The 18,795-nt window shown below is 59.8% G+C and carries 15 protein-coding genes; 10 read left to right on the top strand and 5 right to left on the bottom strand.

Going from position 1 to position 18,795, the window contains the following annotated elements:
• The first annotated feature begins 2 nt into the window (after positions 1-2).
• From atpD to mgtE, 3 genes are all read left to right on the top strand, one after another.
• On the top strand, positions 3-1,382 hold the full coding sequence (gene atpD, locus QIT27_RS12915; protein ID WP_062361064.1) for a F0F1 ATP synthase subunit beta: 1,380 nt from the start codon (positions 3-5) through the stop codon (positions 1,380-1,382).
• Positions 1,383-1,406: 24 nt separating this feature from the next.
• Positions 1,407-1,835 carry a F0F1 ATP synthase subunit epsilon gene (locus tag QIT27_RS12910; protein ID WP_044628606.1) on the top strand — a complete coding sequence of 143 codons (429 nt, stop codon included), beginning with the start codon at positions 1,407-1,409 and terminating at the stop codon, positions 1,833-1,835.
• Positions 1,836-1,960: 125 nt separating this feature from the next.
• On the top strand, positions 1,961-3,343 hold the full coding sequence (mgtE, locus tag QIT27_RS12905) for a magnesium transporter (RefSeq protein WP_159343637.1): 1,383 nt from the start codon (positions 1,961-1,963) through the stop codon (positions 3,341-3,343).
• Positions 3,344-3,349: 6 nt separating this feature from the next.
• Here the strand turns inward: mgtE and QIT27_RS12900 are convergent, their stop codons facing one another.
• Complete coding sequence (locus QIT27_RS12900; protein ID WP_159343636.1) at positions 3,350-4,543, bottom strand: cation diffusion facilitator family transporter; 1,194 nt, start codon at positions 4,541-4,543, stop codon at positions 3,350-3,352.
• Positions 4,544-4,744: 201 nt separating this feature from the next.
• Between QIT27_RS12900 and QIT27_RS12895 the strand changes: the two genes are divergently transcribed.
• From QIT27_RS12895 to nhaD, 5 genes are all read left to right on the top strand, one after another.
• Positions 4,745-5,545, top strand: coding sequence for an undecaprenyl-diphosphate phosphatase (locus tag QIT27_RS12895; protein WP_285264076.1), 801 nt, complete (start codon positions 4,745-4,747; stop codon positions 5,543-5,545).
• A gap of 27 nt (positions 5,546-5,572) precedes the next feature.
• Positions 5,573-6,691, top strand: a complete 1,119-nt coding sequence (locus QIT27_RS12890; RefSeq protein ID WP_159343634.1) for an FAD:protein FMN transferase — start codon at positions 5,573-5,575, stop codon at positions 6,689-6,691.
• 1 nt (position 6,692) lies between these two features.
• On the top strand, positions 6,693-8,060 hold the full coding sequence (glmU, locus tag QIT27_RS12885; RefSeq protein ID WP_285264075.1) for a bifunctional UDP-N-acetylglucosamine diphosphorylase/glucosamine-1-phosphate N-acetyltransferase GlmU: 1,368 nt from the start codon (positions 6,693-6,695) through the stop codon (positions 8,058-8,060).
• A gap of 53 nt (positions 8,061-8,113) precedes the next feature.
• Positions 8,114-9,940: a glutamine--fructose-6-phosphate transaminase (isomerizing) gene (glmS, locus tag QIT27_RS12880; protein WP_285264074.1), complete on the top strand. Its 1,827-nt coding sequence runs from the start codon at positions 8,114-8,116 to the stop codon at positions 9,938-9,940.
• Positions 9,941-10,095: 155 nt separating this feature from the next.
• On the top strand, positions 10,096-11,562 hold the full coding sequence (gene nhaD, locus QIT27_RS12875) for a sodium:proton antiporter NhaD (RefSeq protein ID WP_159343631.1): 1,467 nt from the start codon (positions 10,096-10,098) through the stop codon (positions 11,560-11,562).
• 120 nt (positions 11,563-11,682) lie between these two features.
• Here the strand turns inward: nhaD and QIT27_RS12870 are convergent, their stop codons facing one another.
• The 3 genes from QIT27_RS12870 to QIT27_RS12860 all read right to left on the bottom strand — a co-directional run bounded on the left by QIT27_RS12870 (position 11,683) and on the right by QIT27_RS12860 (position 14,492).
• Positions 11,683-12,300, bottom strand: a complete 618-nt coding sequence (locus QIT27_RS12870; protein ID WP_159343630.1) for a CBS domain-containing protein — start codon at positions 12,298-12,300, stop codon at positions 11,683-11,685.
• Between the two features lie 120 nt (positions 12,301-12,420).
• The gene (locus QIT27_RS12865; RefSeq protein WP_159343629.1) at positions 12,421-13,821 is read right to left on the bottom strand and encodes an ATP-binding protein; all 1,401 of its coding nucleotides are present in this window, start codon (positions 13,819-13,821) and stop codon (positions 12,421-12,423) included.
• Positions 13,818-14,492 carry a response regulator transcription factor gene (locus QIT27_RS12860; protein WP_159343628.1) on the bottom strand — a complete coding sequence of 225 codons (675 nt, stop codon included), beginning with the start codon at positions 14,490-14,492 and terminating at the stop codon, positions 13,818-13,820. The genes QIT27_RS12865 and QIT27_RS12860 overlap by 4 nt, the downstream gene beginning before the upstream one ends.
• Positions 14,493-14,552: 60 nt before the next feature.
• Between QIT27_RS12860 and QIT27_RS12855 the strand changes: the two genes are divergently transcribed.
• Positions 14,553-15,443 carry a GNAT family N-acetyltransferase gene (locus QIT27_RS12855; RefSeq protein WP_159343627.1) on the top strand — a complete coding sequence of 297 codons (891 nt, stop codon included), beginning with the start codon at positions 14,553-14,555 and terminating at the stop codon, positions 15,441-15,443.
• A gap of 268 nt (positions 15,444-15,711) precedes the next feature.
• The gene (locus QIT27_RS12850) at positions 15,712-16,548 is read left to right on the top strand and encodes a c-type cytochrome (RefSeq protein ID WP_159343626.1); all 837 of its coding nucleotides are present in this window, start codon (positions 15,712-15,714) and stop codon (positions 16,546-16,548) included.
• Positions 16,549-16,667: 119 nt separating this feature from the next.
• Here QIT27_RS12850 and rep read toward each other — a convergent pair whose 3' ends face one another.
• Positions 16,668-18,737, bottom strand: a complete 2,070-nt coding sequence (gene rep, locus QIT27_RS12845) for a DNA helicase Rep (protein WP_159343625.1) — start codon at positions 18,735-18,737, stop codon at positions 16,668-16,670.
• Between the last annotated feature and the right edge of the window lie 58 nt (positions 18,738-18,795).

Genomic DNA, 18,795 nt, shown 5'->3' with positions numbered 1-18,795 from the left:
AGATGAGCGGACGTATCGTACAAATCATCGGCGCGGTGATTGACGTAGAGTTTCCGCGGGACTCTGTGCCCAAGGTCTACGACGCGCTGAAGGTCTCCAACGTTGAGACCATCCTCGAAGTCCAGCAGCAGCTGGGCGACGGCGTAGTACGCGCCATTGCCATGGGCTCCACCGAGGGCTTGAAACGTGGCTTGGACGTAACCAACACAGGTGCCGCGATTTCCGTACCGGTCGGTAAGGAAACGCTGGGTCGCATCATGAACGTGCTCGGCGAGCCGATCGATGAAGCTGGCCCGATCGGTGAGCAAGAGCGCATGCCGATCCACCGCAAGGCCCCGAGCTATGCCGATCAGGCAGCCTCTAACGAGCTGCTGGAAACCGGTATCAAAGTCATCGATCTGGTGTGCCCCTTCGCGAAAGGCGGTAAGGTCGGTCTGTTCGGCGGTGCGGGTGTAGGTAAAACCGTTAACATGATGGAGCTTATCCGCAACATCGCCACCGAGCACAGCGGCTACTCTGTATTCGCCGGTGTTGGTGAGCGTACGCGTGAGGGTAACGACTTCTATCATGAAATGACCGAATCCAACGTTATCGACAAGGTAGCGCTGGTCTATGGTCAGATGAACGAGCCGCCCGGCAACCGTCTGCGCGTCGCGCTGACCGGTCTGACCATCGCTGAGAAATTCCGTGATGAAGGCCGTGACGTTCTGCTGTTCGTCGATAACATCTATCGTTACACCCTGGCCGGTACCGAAGTATCCGCCCTGCTGGGTCGTATGCCGTCTGCGGTAGGTTATCAGCCGACGCTGGCCGAAGAGATGGGCGTTCTGCAGGAGCGTATCACCTCCACGAAAACCGGTTCTATCACCTCCGTACAGGCCGTTTACGTCCCTGCGGATGACTTGACCGACCCGTCGCCGGCCACCACCTTCTCGCACCTGGATGCGACCGTGGTACTGGCACGCTCCATCGCCGAGCTGGGTATCTATCCCGCGATCGACCCGCTGGACTCCACCTCGCGTCAGCTGGATCCGCTGGTCGTCGGTGAAGAGCACTATGACGTGGCGCGTGGCGTTCAGAACGTTCTGCAGCGTTACAAGGAACTGAAGGACATCATCGCGATTCTGGGTATGGACGAGCTGTCTGACGAAGACAAGCTGGCCGTTGCCCGTGCGCGTAAGATCCAGCGCTTCCTGTCGCAGCCGTTCTTCGTGGCCGAGGTCTTCACTGGCTCGCCCGGTAAGTACGTGTCGCTGAAAGACACCATCCGTGGCTTCCAGGGCATCCTCGCGGGTGACTACGACGATCTGCCGGAACAGGCCTTCTACATGGTCGGCTCCATCGACGAAGCTGTCGAAAAAGCCAACCAGATGAAGAAGTAATCCCGTCCATTAGGGGGATTCGCTATGGCGAATAGCTTCACTTGCAATATCGTCAGCGCAGAAGCATCCATCTTCTCAGGTAAGGTTGAGCAGGTGATTGCTTCCGGGATTATGGGTGACCTCGGCATTTTGCCGGGGCACGCCCCGCTGCTGACCGAGCTTCAGCCGGGCCCGATCCGCGTGATCCACGATGATGGCAAGGAAGAGAACTTCTTTGTCTCTGGCGGCTTCATGGAAGTTCAGCCAGATGTCGTGACGATCCTGGCAGACGCTGCGGCGCGTGCCAGCGACCTCGACGAGGCCGCTGCTGAAGAAGCGCGTCAGCAGGCGCTGAAAGCCTTTAACGAGAAGTCAGCGGAGCTGGATTATACCCGCGCTGCCGCTGAACTCGCCGAAGCCGTTGCCCAACTGCGAACGATTCAGCAGTTGCGTAAGAAGGCGGGTAAAGGCTAACGACACGCGCTGCGTGACTAAAACGCCTCTTGAGCCCGTCACTGGGCTCAAGGGGCGTTTTTTTTGCCCGATAGTAAAGAAGACGAATATCAGTATGGCGCTGGTCTGCACACAAGGAGATGGCGATGGCACTCAACGAAGAAGCCTTACAAGCCCTAAAAAGCGAGCTGCTGGAAGAGCTGACCCAAGACGCGCCGAATAAAGCACGGCTAGCAGAGCGGCTCGCGGAAATTCGCTCGGCGGATATTGGCGAGGTGCTGGAAGAGCTGATCGAGGAGGACGACGCGCTGTCGGCAGCCCTTGCCGTGTTGGCGATTCTCTCTGCCGAGCGTGCGGCCAACGTGCTGGGCTACCTGCCCAAAGAGAGCCAGCTCGAAGTCGTGGGAGAGCTGACCGATACCCAGGTGCTCAAGCTGCTCGAAGAGATGGGCTCCGATGAGCGGGCGGACTTGTTCAACTTGCTCGGCGAAGATCGCCGCGAAGCGCTGCTGCGTCGTATGGCGCACCAAGAGCGTGAGGATCTCAAACGCCTGGCGAGCTATGAAGAGGGCACCGCTGGCGCCATCATGACCTCTGACTATGTGGCCATAGCCAGTGGCATGACGGTGTCACAAGCGATGATGCGCGTTCGCCAGACCGCCCCGGATGCAGAAACGGTGTATCAGCTCTATGTCCTGGATAGCGACGGCCATCTGATCGGCACCATGTCACTGCGCCAGTTGATGGTCGCGCGACCTGGCGCAATGGTCGACGACATCATGATCAAGGATGTGATCAAAACGCCCGTGGACAAAGCGCAGGAGGAAGTGGCCAGAATCGTCGCCCGCTACGATTTGCTGGCGCTGCCGGTGATCGATGCCGATGGTCGCATGGTGGGCATCGTCACCCACGATGACGCCATGGACGTCGCCGAATCGGAGGCCACCGAAGATATCCACAAGGGCATGTCCATCGGGCAGTTAGAGGATGGCGTGAGCCGGGTACCGCTGTGGAGCCTTTATCGCAAGCGGGTGTTCTGGCTGGTCCTGCTAGTGTTTGCCAACCTCTTTTCAGGGGCCGGCATTGCCTATTTCGAGGACACCATCGCCGCGCAAGTGGCGCTGGTCTTCTTCTTACCGCTACTGATTGGCAGCGGTGGCAACGCGGGGGCGCAGGCAGCGACGCTGATGGTGCGTGGCATGGCCACCGGCGATGTGGGCGTAAAGGATTGGAGCAAGATGCTCGGACGTGAGCTGTTGGTGGCGGGATCATTAGGGCTGACCATGGCGATTGCCGTTGCCCCGATTGGGATCGTGCGCGGCGGTGAAGCGGTGGCCATCATCGTCGCGCTCAGCATGGTGACCATCGTGCTGTTTGGCAGCTTGATCGGCATGTGTTTACCGTTCGTGCTGGAGCGCTTCAACGTGGACCCGGCCACCGCGTCTGCGCCGCTGGTGACCACGCTCATCGACGCCTCGGGGGTGCTGATCTATTTCAGCATTGCCACCGCCGTGTTGGCCAGCGCCTAGCCGAACCTAGCGCATGGCGCTGCTGGCAGCACGGGTGATGAACATGACTTCCACATGGCCCAGCCACTCGATGTCGCTGGCCAGCGCCTTGAGCTGGCTCGCTAGGCACTGAGGCGGCTGGTGAACGGCATCGCCGATGATCAGCGATACCGACACTTTATCGTCCAAGTAGTGCAGCTGTAGTTCGTTCAGCGTGCGCCACACCGGGTGGCGGTACCAGCGCTCGTTCAGCGCCGCTTCCACTTCTGGGCGCAGCGGCAGCCCGGGCAGGCGGCTGGGGTCGCCTTCGCCGGCGTCATCTTCCGGGTCGACGTGGAAAATCACGTCGGTCAATAAAGGAAATTCATGGCGCAGGCGACGGCTCACTTCGTTGCCGATTTCATGGGCTTCTGACACGGTGATCTTCGGCCCGACCACCACGTGCAGATCCACCATCACCCACCCGGCAGATTGGCGGGTGCGCAGATCGTGAACGCTGTCGACCCCCGGTACGCTGCAAGCAACGTCGTGCATCTGCTGCTGGATATCTTCTGGCAAAGCCGTATCGACCAGCTCGCGGGCGGATTCCCACAGCAGATCCCAACCCACCTTGCCGACCAGCAGGCCGACGATGATCGCGGCGACGGCGTCCAGCCAGCCCAGGCCGAATTGCGCGCCTACCAGTGCGACCAGCACCACCGCCGTGGAAAGCGCGTCGCTGCGCGAATGCCAAGCGTTGGCCTCGAGCAGTTTGGACTTCACCCGCTTTGCCACGCGCATGGTGTAGCGGAAAATCCACTCTTTGCTGAGCAGTGCCAAGATGGTGATGGCGATGGCGATGAGTCCAGGCGCGTTGACCTCTGCGCCACTGAATAGGCGATCGAGGCTCGACCAGGCGATGCCCCCAGCCACGAAAATCAGCACGCTGCCCAGTAGCAGCGTGGTCAGCGTTTCGATACGGCCATGGCCGTAGTGGTGGTCGTTATCCGGCTCTTGGCGGCCATAATGAATGGCTGCCAGTACGAACCCGTCGGTCACGAGGTCGGAGAGCGAGTGAATGCCGTCAGCAATGAGCGCGGCCGAGCCGACCAAAAAGCCCACGGCCACTTTGATGACGCTCAGTAAACCGTCTAGCCAAGCGCCGATGTAGGTCACGCGTTTGGCTTCTTGGCTATCCAGCTCGTGGTTGGGAACCACTGGCGTTTCTACGGTCTGAGTCATGAGGTACCTTGCAGGGACGCACACTTCCAATAGATGCCCATTGTAGCTTACCGCCGGGCAAGCTCTATACCCTATTGTGAATTCGCAGGCGTTGCCGGTGCGGACAAGGCAGGGCGGGATGTGTATCCTAAGCGCCGCTGCAGGTGAGACAACCTCCTTTCATAACGACACATCGAACACAGAACACAGACAGGACGACCTATGGATTGGCTCCAAGTGGTGGTATTGGCGGTGGTGCAAGGGCTCACTGAATTCCTACCGATTTCTAGCTCTGCCCATCTGATTTTGGTGCCGGTGCTGACCCGCTGGGAAGATCAAGGTCTCGCGTTCGATGTGGCGCTCCATTTGGGCAGTTTGAGCGCCGTGGTGATCTATTTTCGTCAAGAAATTTGGCAAATGATCGCCAGCAGCCTCACGGCGGTCAAAGGCAACGGCGTCGATGACGACGCGCGCTTGGCGTTTTGGGTCACCGTGGCCACTTTGCCGGTGTGCATCGTCGGTTTTTTACTCCACGACCTGATCGCAGGCTACATGCGTTCGACGCTGATCATCGGCCTTAGCCTGATCGGATTCGGTTTACTGCTAGGCTACGCCGACTGGAAAATGCGCGGCACTCGCAGCGAGTACCAGATGACCTTGAAAGACGTGCTGATCATCGGCGGTGCTCAAGTGCTGGCGCTAATTCCCGGGACGTCGCGTTCGGGGATCACCATGACCGCGGCGCTGATGGTCGGCATGAGCCGAGAAGGCGCTGCGCGCTTCTCGTTTTTGCTCTCGATTCCCGTCATCGTGCTGGCCGGTGGGCTCGAAGCGGTGAACCTGCTCAAAGCGCCTCACCTGATCGACGTACCCGCTATGCTAGTAGGGGCGCTGTTATCGGGTATCAGCGCTTATCTGTGTATTCACTACTTCCTGGTGGTGATTAGAAAGCTAGGCATGCAGCCGTTCGTGGTCTATCGAGTACTGTTTGGTGCTTGGTTACTCTGGTTTTTTCACTTCTGACCCGGCGCGTTCAATTAAGGAAATCGGATGAAGGGCTATCAAACCGCGTGTGGGCGTGTGGGGATCGTGGCACTGGTCGGGCTGCTACTGGCAGGCTGCTCGGAGAGTGACCGTCCTTTGGAGTCGCCAGTGCGCTTCGAAGGCGGCATTTTTGGAACCTACTACCAAGTGACGCTGGTCGACCCGCTCACCCAAGGCGATGCCAAAGCGCTGGAAGAGGGCATCCTGGCCGAGATGGAAGACGTGGACCAGGCCATGTCGACCTACCGCGACGACTCTGAACTGGTCGCGTTCAATGGTGCGCCGATTGGCGAGTGGCAGCCGCTCTCCAACGAGTTGATCGAAGTGATGGCCATTAGCCGCTCGGTGGCAGAAGCCAGCGGTGGAGCGTTCGACATCACCATTGGCGACGTCGTCAATCTATGGAGCTTCGGCCCCGAAGCGCGGCCCGAGGAAGTCCCCAGCGATGCCGAACTCAGCGAGCGCCTGGCGACCGTTGGCTTCGATGCGGTAGAGGTCGATACCCAGCGGATGCAGGCGCGCCGCTTACGCGATGTCTTCGCCGACCTCTCTGGCGTGGCGAAAGGCCACGCTACCGACCGCGTAGCGGCGTATCTAGACCAGCAAGGCATCGACAACTATCTGGTCAATATCGGTGGCGGGCTGATTGCCCGCGGTTACCGCGATATCGACGCGCAGACGCCCTGGCGTATCGGCATCGAAGTGCCGCAAAGCGGCGTGCCGGAAGCACAGCACGTGATAGCGCTGGAGGGCATGTCGGTGGCCACCTCCGGCGATTATCGCAATTACTTCGACGTCGACGGCGAGCGCTTCTCCCATCTTCTGGACCCGCGAACCGGGCGGCCCATCAAGCATCAATTGGCGTCGGTATCGGTGTTTCACCCCTCGAACGCCTGGGCCGATGCCTGGGCCACGGCACTCACCGTCGTCGGGAGCGAACAAGGGATGCAGCTGGCCGTCGAGAACAATCTCAATATATTGATGCTAGTACGCGAAGGGGATCGCTGGCGCAGCCTGGCGAGTCCGGCCTTCGTCAACTATTTCGGTGATGCGCTGATCGACGAATTGGGCATCGAACCCTGGGCGGCGCCCACGGCGAATCGCCAAACGGAGACAGGTGAATAACATGTACGACCTCGATATCGTCATCCTTGCGGCGGGCAAAGGCACACGGATGCGCTCTCAACTTCCCAAAGTGCTGCACACGCTGGCGGGCAAGCCCATGGTGCAGCACGTGCTGGAAACGGCCAATGGCTTGAACCCTAGCCGTACACACGTGGTGATTGGTCACGGTGCCGACCAGCTGCGTGAGGCGCTGGCGGAGTTCAAGGTCTCGTTTGCGTTGCAGGAAGAGCAGAAGGGCACCGGACACGCGGTCGCTCAGGCGCAGCCTCAACTGGGCAGCGGCATCGTGCTGGTACTGTATGGGGACGTGCCGCTGATTCGCCGCGAGACGCTGGCGAGTCTGCTGACCCAGGTGGATGAGCAGCACATGGGACTGCTCACCGTCACGCTGGATGACCCCAGCGGCTATGGGCGTATCGTACGCGATAGCGATGGTCACGCCGTGGCGATCGTCGAGCAGAAAGATGCTACCGACGAGCAGTTGGCGATTACCGAGTGCAACACCGGCATCATGGCCATGACCAGCGCCCAATTGAAGCGCTGGCTACCCCAGCTGTCGGCAGAGAATGCCCAGGGTGAGTACTACCTGACCGATGTGATCGCCATGGCGGCCAGTGAGGGCATTAAGGTGGCCACCGCGCAGCCGCAGCAGGCTATCGAGGTAGAAGGGGTCAATAATCGTGCGCAAATGGCCCGCCTTGAGCGTGCCTATCAGCAGCAGATAGCGGAGACGTTGATGGCCCAAGGCGTTGCCTTGGCCGACCCGGCACGCATCGACGTGCGCGGTAAACTCACCTGCGGTCACGACGTCTTCATCGACGTGGGTTGCGTGTTCGAAGGGGATGTCGAGCTTGGCGAAGGGGTGCGCGTCGGCCCCTACTGCGTCATCAAGAACAGCACCATAGGTGCGGAAAGCGAGATTCACAGCCATAGCGTGATCGACACGACCGTGGCGGCGGGCCTGAATCAGGTGGGGCCCTACGCGCGGCTGCGTCCCGGCACGCGCTTGGCGGTCAAAGCCAAAATCGGTAATTTTGTCGAAACCAAAAATGCCGATGTGGGTGAAGGTAGCAAAATCAATCATTTAAGCTACGTGGGTGATGCTCGCTTGGGGCGCGATGTGAACGTAGGCGCGGGGACCATCACTTGCAACTACGACGGTGTTAACAAGCATCGCACCGAGATAGGCGATAACGCCTTCATCGGCTCCAATACCGCGTTGGTAGCCCCCGTCACGGTGGGTAAAGGAGCCACCGTCGGTGCAGGTTCCACGATCGCCAAAGACGTGGCCGAGCACGCCCTAGCCGTGACGCGCAGCCGACAGCTAGAAAAGCCCGACTGGCCTCGCCCGGTGAAAACGACTAAATAAGTGCATCGACACGTTGAATAACACGGCGTGAGAACGCCCTAGGAGAAAGAGTTATGTGTGGCATCGTCGCAGCGGTTGCACAGCGCAATGTGCAGGGAATCTTGCTGGAAGGCCTTAAACGCTTGGAGTATCGCGGCTACGACTCCTCTGGCATGACGGTGCTGAACGGCGGTGACTTAACACGGCACCGCGCCTTGGGCAAAGTCTCGGCGTTGGCCGAGCGGTTGGATGCCGAAGCGCTGCCGGGCCACAGCGGAATCGCCCACACCCGCTGGGCCACCCACGGCAAACCCTCCGAGGCCAATGCGCATCCGCACCACAGTAGCGATCACGTGGCCGTGGTGCATAACGGCATCATCGAAAACTACGAGCAGATCAAAGAGACGCTACAAGGCAGCGGCTATGCTTTCACCTCGGACACCGATACCGAGGTGATCGCCCACCTGCTGGCGGAAAAACTCGCCACGGGGAAGACGCTGTTCGACGCGACCCAAGAGATCGTGCATGGCCTGGGTGGCGCTTACGCGCTCGGCGTGATGAGCGCAGCCGAACCTGAGGTGGTGGTGGGCGCACGCCAAGGCAGCCCGCTGGTCGTCGGGGTCGGGATCGACGAAGCTTTTCTAGCCTCGGATCCGCTGGCGCTTTTGCAGGTCACCGATCGCTTTATCTACCTGGAAGAGGGCGACGTGGTCGAGCTTCGTGAGGGCGGCACCCTTCGCATCGTCGACCGGCAAGGCAACCCGGTCGAGCGCCCCGTGCAAACGTTCGAACACGGCGACGGTGCGGCCAGCAAAGGTGACTATCGTCACTACATGCTCAAAGAGATTTTCGAGCAGCCCAAGGTCATCGAAGCCGCCCTGGAAGGACGGCTAAGCGCTAGCAGCGTGCTGGTCGAAAGCTTTGGACCGGACGCCCAGGCGTTGTTTCAGAAGACGCGCCAGGTGCATATCATCGCTTGTGGCACCAGCTATCATGCCGGCTTGGTCGCGCGTTATTGGCTGGAGCGCTACGCCGGGGTTCCGGTACAGGTCGAGGTGGCGTCCGAGTATCGCTACCGTCATCCGGTCGTGCCGGAAGGCACGCTGTTCGTAACGCTCTCTCAGTCCGGGGAGACCGCCGATACGCTGGCGGCGCTGCGCTTTGCCAAGACGCTGGGGTATGTTGGCTCGCTGGCGATCTGCAACGTACCCGGCAGCTCCTTGGTGCGGGAGTCGGACATGTCGCTGATGACCCGCGCAGGCCCCGAAATCGGCGTGGCCTCGACCAAAGCCTTCACTACCCAGTTGATTGCGCTGATGCTGCTGACGCTGTCCGTCAGCAAAGCGAAGGGCCAGCCCGAGCAGCCAGAGATCATTCGTGCCCTGCAGACGCTGCCCGCGATCTGTCAGCAGGTGCTGGGGCTCGACCGGCAAATCGAAGCGCTTTCCCAGGCGTTCGCTGAAAAGCATCATGCGCTGTTCCTGGGGCGTGGAGCGCACTACCCGATTGCTCTAGAAGGCGCACTGAAGCTCAAGGAGATCTCCTACATCCATGCCGAGGCCTACCCGGCTGGCGAGCTAAAACACGGCCCGCTGGCGCTGGTGGATAGCGAGATGCCGGTCATCTCGGTAGCCCCCAACGATGACCTGCTGGAAAAGCTGAAATCCAATCTCCAGGAAGTACGCGCCCGAGGGGGGCAACTGTTCGTGTTTGCCGACCACAAGGTAGGCATCAGCCCCCAAGACGACATTCGCGTACTGGAGCTGCCAGACGTCCACGAAGCGCTGGCTCCTCTGCTCTACACCTTGCCGCTACAGCTGCTGAGCTACCATGTCGCGGTCTTGAAAGGCACCGATGTGGACCAGCCGCGTAACCTTGCCAAGAGCGTGACCGTCGAATGATCGGTGCGTCACAAATAATTGCAATTGGATGAATAAAGCGCTTTACAAGATGCGGCAAATGGCCGCATCTTATGCGCCATCGCTGCGTTGCAGCACATAGTTAGTGTGCTTATTATCGTGGCGGTATTCTCTAACCCTGCCAGGATCACGCTGCTATGAAACCACCTAACGCCCTTGCAACTCGGCATCCTGCTTGCCGCGTTGCTTGGTTGTTGACCGCACTCTGCCTATTCGCTTTTCCATCGCTCTCCTTTGCTGCTGCCGGCCCTCTCGATCTCACCGCCTCCCTGACCGGTATTGCCTCCGTCACTATTTTCATTCTGGCCTATGCCCTGGTCATGAGTGAAGAAATCATCCACATGCGTAAATCCAAGCCCGTGCTGGTGGCCGCTGGCCTGATCTGGGCCATGGTGGCGTGGGTCTACGTGCAGGCGGGTATGCCCCATGAGGCAGAGAGCGCCTTCAAGGAGACACTGCTCGAGTACACCGAGCTGCTGCTGTTCCTGCTGGTGGCGATGACCTATATCAATGCCATGGAAGAGCGTCGCGTGTTCGATGCACTGCGCGCGTGGCTGGTGCGTAAGGGGTTTAGCTACCGCAGCCTGTTCTGGATTACCGGCTGTTTGGCCTTCGGTATTTCGTCCATCGCCAACAACATGACCACCGCCATGCTGATGTGTGCCGTGGTGCTGAAGGTGGCCGAGGGGGATAACAAGTTCATCGGCCTGTGCTGCGTGAACGTGGTAGTGGCCTCCAACGCGGGTGGTGCGTTCAGTCCGTTTGGCGATATCACCACGCTGATGGTATGGCAGGCCGGTCAGGTGCCGTTCGAAGGTTTCTTCGCGCTGTTGGTACCCGCGATCGTGAATTTCATGGTGCCTGCGGTGATCATGAACTTCTTCATCGTCAATCGTCAGCCCGCTGCGCTGATCGAAAACGTGTGGTTGAAGCGTGGTGCCCGGCGCATCATCGTTCTGTTCTTGATCACCGTGGCGATCTCGGTGCTGTGCCACTCGATTCTGTACTTACCGCCCGCCATGGGCATGATGTTTGGTCTAGGCCTGCTGCAATTCTTTGGCTATTACCTGCGTCGCAGTCTGCCCCGCTCGCTGGAGCGCAAACGTGAGCGTTACTCACGCCGAGGCGACTGGAAGAAGCTCGAGCAGTTAGGCAGCGTGGTGCCGTTCGATATCTTCAGCAAAATTGCCCGCTCCGAATGGGACACGCTGCTGTTCTTCTACGGGGTCGTGATGTGCGTCGGTGGCCTTGGGTTCATGGGCTACCTGAGCTTGCTGTCAGAGACGCTCTACGGCGGCTGGGACCCGGTTTGGGCCAACGTCGTGCTGGGGCTGATTTCAGCGGTGGTGGATAACATCCCGGTGATGTTCGCGGTGCTCTCCATGGCCCCGGATATGTCGGAAGGCAACTGGCTGCTGATTACTCTGACGGCAGGTGTGGGGGGCAGCCTGCTCTCCATGGGGTCTGCTGCCGGGGTGGCGCTGATGGGCCAAGCTCGAGGCATCTACACCTTCGCGGTCCATCTGCGTTGGGTGCCCGCCATTTTGTTGGGCTACGCCGCCAGCATTGCAGCGCATCTGCTGATCAACGCCAACCTGTTCTAAGCGTCGTTTGGACGTTTGCCTAGCCATATGGCTAGGCAAAAAACGCCCCTTATCGGTTCGATAAGGGGCGTTTGTGTAATAAAGCGATCAAATTCTGACGGGTAATGTGCCTTGCGAGGGTTACAGGTCGTGTCCGGTAATCACCTGGCAGATATCGGCGAAGCTGCGAGCCATGGGGACCACTGTCGTTGGAAGCTTGGCTGGGATTCGACTTCCCATCACCGTTTGAATATCGGTGGCGGAGATGATGCCTCTCACGCTCAGCTCCTCGTTCGGCTTGCGTTCGGTGATCAGCAGGTGCTGTTCGGTAAAGCTTTCCATCGAGAGCACGAGGTCTTCGATGGTGAGCGAGGCGAGCTGCTCCAGCGGCATGGCGCTGAGTTTCTCCCAAGGCGTCATGATCATCGCGGCCGTCACTTCGGAGCGCTCCAAATTGCGCTGCTGCATGGCCAGGTTGATGCGCCGGGTGCCGATGACCTCTTTCGCGGTGAGCACGCCCACGCAGTGAGACTGTTTGTCCATCACGAACAGCAGGCGGATACCGCCATGACGCATTTTCAAATGAGCCTCATCGATGGGCGTGTCGCCCGCGATGGATTGCGGCATGACGTGGGTAAAGTCGGTGAGTACCGACATGGCCGGGCTGTCGGGAGTGAGCTGCTTGGGTGCCGGGGTCGTGAGTAGCGGGGTAGCACCAAACTGAACGAGCGGCTTATGGGAGTGCAGGGATTGGTTCATCGTGGGGTACCTCCGTGGTTGTGAAGAAGCAGGTCATTCACTACGCGCCTGCTCTGTACCTTCACATTTGCACGGAATTCTTATCACAATCTTAAGAGTCTGCCGACGTTACATTTTTTCTCATTCTTTCGCATGGCGCAGTGTCAGCGCTTCTCTTGCCAATACTGCTCGAACGCGCAGGCCGCGGCCCGGGGCGTCCTCCAAGTGCAATTGGCCCTCATGGCGTTTGACCAGACGTTCAACGATGGATAACCCCAGCCCCGCACCGGCACCTGGGCCCGCTCGCTGAAAGCGCTCGATCACCCGGCTGCGCTCTTCGGCAGGGATGCCGGGGCCTTGGTCGTCCACTATCAGCGTAATGCTTTGCGGGGCGGTTTCGAGGGTCACGGTAATGGTGCTCTGCTCGGGAGCATGCTGAAGGGCGTTGCCGACCAAGTTCTGTACCAAGGTTTCAATGGCACCAGGCTCCTCTTCCATACGCCAATCGGCGTGGTCATCGGCAGTGAGCAGTAACTGCTGCTGGCGCTCGGCGGCCAGCGGCGAGAGCTTTGCCAGTGTCTCCTGGGTTTCCAGCAGCATGTTGGCGTAGCGCAGCTCAGGCAGCGGCTCCTCTTCGGGGTCGAGGCGGGCCAGCGTCAGCAGTTGGGAGACCAGCCGCGTCGAGCGGGCGACGCCGCTGCGCAGGTGATGAAGCGACTCTTCACGATCTTCGGCGTTCTCGGCCGCCAGCGCATTTTGGGCGTGAAGATCCAGCACGGCCAGCGGAGTGCGCAGCTCGTGGGCGGCGTCGGCAATGAAGCGTTTTTCGCGCACGCGCAGTTGCCGCAGCCGCTCCAGCAGCCGGTTCAACGCCCCCGCAATGGTGCCCAGCTCTTGAGGCAGCGGGTAGAGCGGTAACGGTTTTAGATTGTGCGGGTCGCGGTTACGGATCTGCTCTGCCATGCGAGACAGGGGGGCCAGCCCCCAGCCAATGGACCACCATAGCAGCAGCGTCAAAAAGGGTAGCCCAATCAAATCGGGCAGCAGGGTACGCAGCGCCACGGCGCTGATCAGCTCACCGCGCACGTCTGCGCGCTCGCTGACCACCACGCGTTGGGTGCTGCCAGGTACGTCGAGCACATAGACGCGCCAAGCGTACTCATCCACCGTCAGCGTCGAGTAGCCAACGGGTTGCTGCACCAGTGGCGTGCTGGGTCCGCTGGCAGAGCGTAGCAGCAAACGGTCCTCTTCCCAGAGTTGAAAGGCCAGTTCACGTAGGCTGCCGTCTAGAGGCGTTGCAGCACGCTGATTGGGGGCTGAGAGCGCCGTTTCCAGGCTTTTAATAAGCAACGACTGATCGTGCGCAGGCAGCGGGGCTTGCAGTAGTCCCTCTAACAACGCGGCGTTTTGCGCTAAGCTCCTATCGTGCAACGCTTCGATTTCGCGCGCGGCATAGCGGTAGCTAATGTAGCCAATGATCAGCATGCTAATGCCAAAGACGAGCAGGACGAGGCCTAACGTGCGGCGGCGAATGGATGTCATGGCGCGGCCTGCTCGGGTTTATCCATGACGTAGCCGATTCCTCGTACCGTTCGCACCACATCGGGAAACAGCTTACGCCGTAAATGGTGGATATGGACCTCGATGGCATTGCTCTCGACATCCTCTTCCCATCCATAAATCAACCGTGTGAGCGTATCGCGGGTAAAGACACGTCCAGGATGGCTCATGAACTCTTGCAGAAGCGCGAGCTCACGGCGTGAGAGGGGAACCGTCTGGTGCTGGTACGTCACGATCAGCGTTTGAGGGTCCAGGCTAATACCACGAAATTTGAGCACGCCGTTGGTTTGACCTTGGCTACGACGCAGCAGGGCACGTAAACGCGCCTTGAGTTCATCCACCTCAAATGGTTTGGTGAGGTAATCATCGGCCCCCGCATCGAGCCCTTCGATGCGATGGTCCACGGCGTCACGGGCAGTGAGCACTAAAATGGGCACTTGGCTGCCCAGGCGCCTAATCGTCCGTAACACGTCCATGCCGTCCACGTGAGGTAAACCGAGGTCCAAAATCACTGCATCGAAGGGTTCGCTTTGAAGAGCACTAAGCGCCGCATCTCCATCGGTAAGATGATCCACCGTATAGTGTTCGGGTTTTAGGGCGATGCGAATTCCCGATGCTAAGCTGGGGTCGTCTTCTACTAATAAGAGGCGCATAACGTGGGATGAACCCTCCTTGACGCATAGGGGCTTTTTCAAATTACCCGGTTATCTAACATGACACGTTGTTCGTTACTCAGCCACATTGTCGTTCAGCCCTGTCCAGAGCACCGGCGGCGTGAAGCCCTGCTGCATCTGGCCGCCGTCCACGATCCTGCCCTTCAGGCTGGGTTGCAACATGCCCTCACCACGGCCAGTGCGGACGCTTGGCGCGGCCTGTGGGTCGCGATGGAAGACGAACACATACGCGCGGTCGCCTGGGTGCAGCCGCTGGCGAACCACACGGCGCAGCTATGGCTCCCCCGGCACAACGACGCTGCTGTCCCACCGCTGCTGAGTGCCTTGCAAGGGTGGGTACATCGCCAGCCCATCACGCTTTGCCATGTGGCGCTACCTGCGCCGTGGGCCGCGTGGGAGGACGTGTTAGTCAATGGGGGGATGCGGGCCATGGCTACGTTGGAGCATCGTGTATGGACGTGCCAACCCCCCGTTGCTCCCCAGGCATCGCTAGGATTACGCCCGTTCACGACGTTACCCCTGGCCGAGCAGCATGCGCTGTTGGCGCGAGTAGGGGAAGCGTCGTTGGACTGCCCGGCGCTGCGCGACGCGCTGCCGGTGAAGACGCTGCTAGCGGGGTTCCAAGCCCAAGCGGCATCGGCTCACCCGCCGCACTGGTATTGGTTGGAACACCAAGAAAAGCCGGTAGGAGTATTGCTGCTCGCTACCCTTTCTTCGCACTGGAGCCTGCAACTGATGGGGTTGCTGCCCGACTGGCGGGGGCGAGGATTAGGACGAGCCATCGTTCGCCATGCGCAAACCTTGGCTGCTCAATCAGGGGCACACTACCTCAGTTTGACGGTAGATGCGCAGAACACGCCAGCTAGGCGGGTATACGACCAGGCGGGCTTCGAATCGCTGGGACGTGAGCGCCTCCTGGGTTGGTACTGAAACGGGCTTTCGACCCGCGTATTGCGGCCGTGGGTTGAATTGCCGCGCTTAGTAGCATTTTCTTACCCTTTATGTTCTCGGTATACTAACTCTATACGTATGTCTTGGCGTTTCGGTGCCCCGGTGGCAGCGTCCATCGGAAGTGGCACGGCCGCACCCCGGTAAGAGCGGTGTCTCCAAGCGCTAGGTATCCAGCATAAGCAAAAAACGGACGCACTCGTTTTGAAGCGCAACGCGTTTACTACATAAAACTCAAGAGGTGGTGAGAGTGAAATCTAAGCTGATCATGAGCGGGCTGGCGGCCCTCGGCGTCATGGCAGGCACATCCGGTGCTTATGCCCAAGATGCAGCGCGTGACGCAATCGCTGAGCGCCTAGCGCCGGTAGGACAACTCTGCCTTCAAGGCCAAGACTGCGGCACGGCAGCAGCCCCCGCGGCTTCTAGCAGTGGCGGTGATGGTGAAGTAGATGGCGAGGGTATCTACAACAACGTCTGTATGGCGTGCCACGAAACCGGCGCGGCCGGTGCGCCGGTACGCGGTGACGAAGCCGCTTGGGCCGAGCGTACCGAGCAAGGCTTTGCCACCCTGCTAGACCACGCCATTAACGGTATTGGCGCGATGCCTGCCCGTGGCGGCAACCCCAACCTCTCTGATGAAGAGATGGAAGCTGCGGTTGCCTATATGGTCGAGCCTGTCATGGAAGTGCCTGAGCTAGGGGGCGGTGAAGAAGAAGCCGCAGCAGAAGCCTCTGAAGAGGGCGCGAGCGACGACATGGCAGCAGCAGCCGACGACGCTGCAGAAGAAGAGTCTGCGAGCGAAGCCGCCGCCGCCAATGAAGAAGAAGCTGCCGGTGGTGACAGCGGTTTAGACGGTGAAGCACTCTACGCCAGCGTTGGCTGTGCGGCGTGCCACGGTGCTGGTGTTGCCGGTGCACCGAAGCTGGGCGATGCGGAAGCCTGGGGCCCGCGTATTGAGCAGGGTACTGACGCACTCTACCAAAGCGTCTTCAACGGTAAAGGCGTGATGCCGCCGCGTGGTGGCAGCAGCGCTTCCGATGAAGAGATTATGGCCGTGGTGGATTACATGGTCTCGCAAGCACAGTAAAGGCGAGCGGCCCGCCCTCATGGGCGGGTAAGCCAAGCGTTATAAACTATCCACAGGTGGGCGCTCCAAACCCCCTGTGGGTATTTTTTTGTGCGATACATCTCGCTTGCCCTGCCCGCTTATCCCAGCAGCGAGCGCAGCCCGGCAATCGCATCTTTACCGCGTGCCTGCTTTTTCTCCGGGTCTTCTTTATCGGCGCGGCCCTCCCACTCCAAATCATCCGCGGGCAGCTCATCCAAAAAGCGGCTGGGTTGGCAGTCCATCAGTTCGCCATACGCCTTGCGCTGGCGGGCCAGCGTCAGCGTTAGCGTACGCCGTGCGCGGGTAATACCCACGTAGGCCAAGCGGCGCTCCTCCTCCACGGTATCCATCTCGATGGCGTTGCGGTGGGGCAGCAAATCCTCTTCCAGGCCCATCAGATACACATGGGGGAACTCCAACCCTTTGGAGGCGTGCATGGTGAGCAGCTGAACCCGATCCGAGTCATCCTCCTCTGCCTGCTGTTCGAGAATATCCCGCAGCACTAGGCGCGAAATGGCCACTTCCACCCCGTCGGTTTCTGTTTCGGTGGAATCTGTCGCGTCTTCCGGGTCGCGGTTCAGCGACTTCTCCAACTGATCAATCAATATCCACACGTTGGCCATGCGCCGCTCGGCAATAGTAGGGGCGCTGGCGTTTTGGTAGAGCCACGCTTCGTAATCCATATCCCGCAGCATGTCGCGGATCGCGGCAATGGCATCGCCCTGGTCCATCCGTTTGCGCACGCCATCGATAAAGTGGGTAAAACGTGATAACCGCTCCACGGCGCGGGTAGGTAGGGTTTGCTCGAGCCCTAATTCATGGCAGGCGGCGAAAAGCGAAATCGAGCGCTCAGTGGCATAGTTGGCGAGCTTCTCCAGCGTGCCGGGGCCAATTTCGCGGCGGGGCACGTTGACGATGCGCAAAAAGGCGTTGTCGTCGGCGGGATTAATCAGCAGGCGCAGGTACGCCATGGCGTCTTTGATCTCGTTACGAGAGAAAAACGATGTGCCGCCGGAGAGCTTGTACGGAATTTGGTAGTGCTGCAGCTTTAGCTCAAGCAGCCGTGCCTGGAAGTTGCCCCGGTAGAGCACCGCAAAATCGCGCCATTCGGCTTTTTCTTTAATGCGCCGGGTGAGCATTTCGCTAGCGACCCGTTCAGCTTCAGCCTCTTCATGACGATTCACCACCACGCGAATCGGCGCGCCGTCGCCCATATCCGACCACAGGGTTTTGTCGTAGACGTGGGGGTTGTTAGCAATCAGCGTGTTGGCGGCGCGCAGGATAGTGCCGGTGGAGCGGTAGTTCTGCTCCAGTTTGATGACTTTCAAACGAGGGAAATCCTCCCCCAGCGTAACCAAGTTTTCTGGCCGCGCGCCCCGCCACGCGTAAATCGACTGGTCGTCGTCGCCTACCACGGTAAAGGTGGCGCGTTCCGCCATCAGCAGCTTTACCAGCAGATACTGGGAGACGTTGGTGTCCTGATACTCATCCACCAGCATGTAGTGGATTTTACGCCGCCAGCGGGCTAGCGCCTCTGGGTCGCGCTGTAAGAGCACCACCGGCAGCAGAATCAGGTCGTCGAAATCCACCGCGTTGTAGGCTTTCAGGTGACGAACATAGGCTTCATAGACGCGGGCGGCGAAGTGCTCGTCATCGTCGGCCGCGAACGAGAGCGCATCCCCTGGCAGCACCAGGTCGTTTTTCCAGGTCGAAATTTTGGCCTGCACGGCGTTGATCTGCTCGGCATCGACCTGGGCATCCTTGTTCATCAAATCCCGCAGCAGCGCCTTGGCATCTTCCGGGTCGAACAGCGAAAACCCCGGCTTGTAGCCCAGGGTTTTCAGCTCGCCGCGAATGATATTGAGCCCCAGGTTGTGGAACGTAGAGACCGTCAGCCCGTGGCCCTCTTTGCCCTTTAGCATCTGGCCCACCCGCTCTTTCATCTCCCGAGCGGCCTTGTTGGTAAAGGTCACCGCGGCAATTTTGCGTGCGCTCATGCCACACTCTTGCACGAGGTAGGCAATCTTGGTGGTGATGACGCTGGTTTTGCCCGACCCCGCGCCCGCCAGTACCAGGCAAGGGCCATCGATGTAGCGCACCGCTTCTTGCTGGCGTGGGTTGAGCCCTTTGATACGGCTAAGAATGCTCTTTGGCGGTTGGGGCGTCATGGCGAAGGGTGACCTCTACAAGTGTTTCAGGGCAATTTCTATTACAATCAGCGGCGCT

Source organism: Halomonas sp. LC1, assembly GCF_030247125.1.
In the GTDB taxonomy this organism is placed as follows: Bacteria; Pseudomonadota; Gammaproteobacteria; order Pseudomonadales; family Halomonadaceae; genus Vreelandella.
Note: the sequence above shows the minus strand (reverse complement) of the source record. Positions and strands in the feature narration are given on the sequence as shown.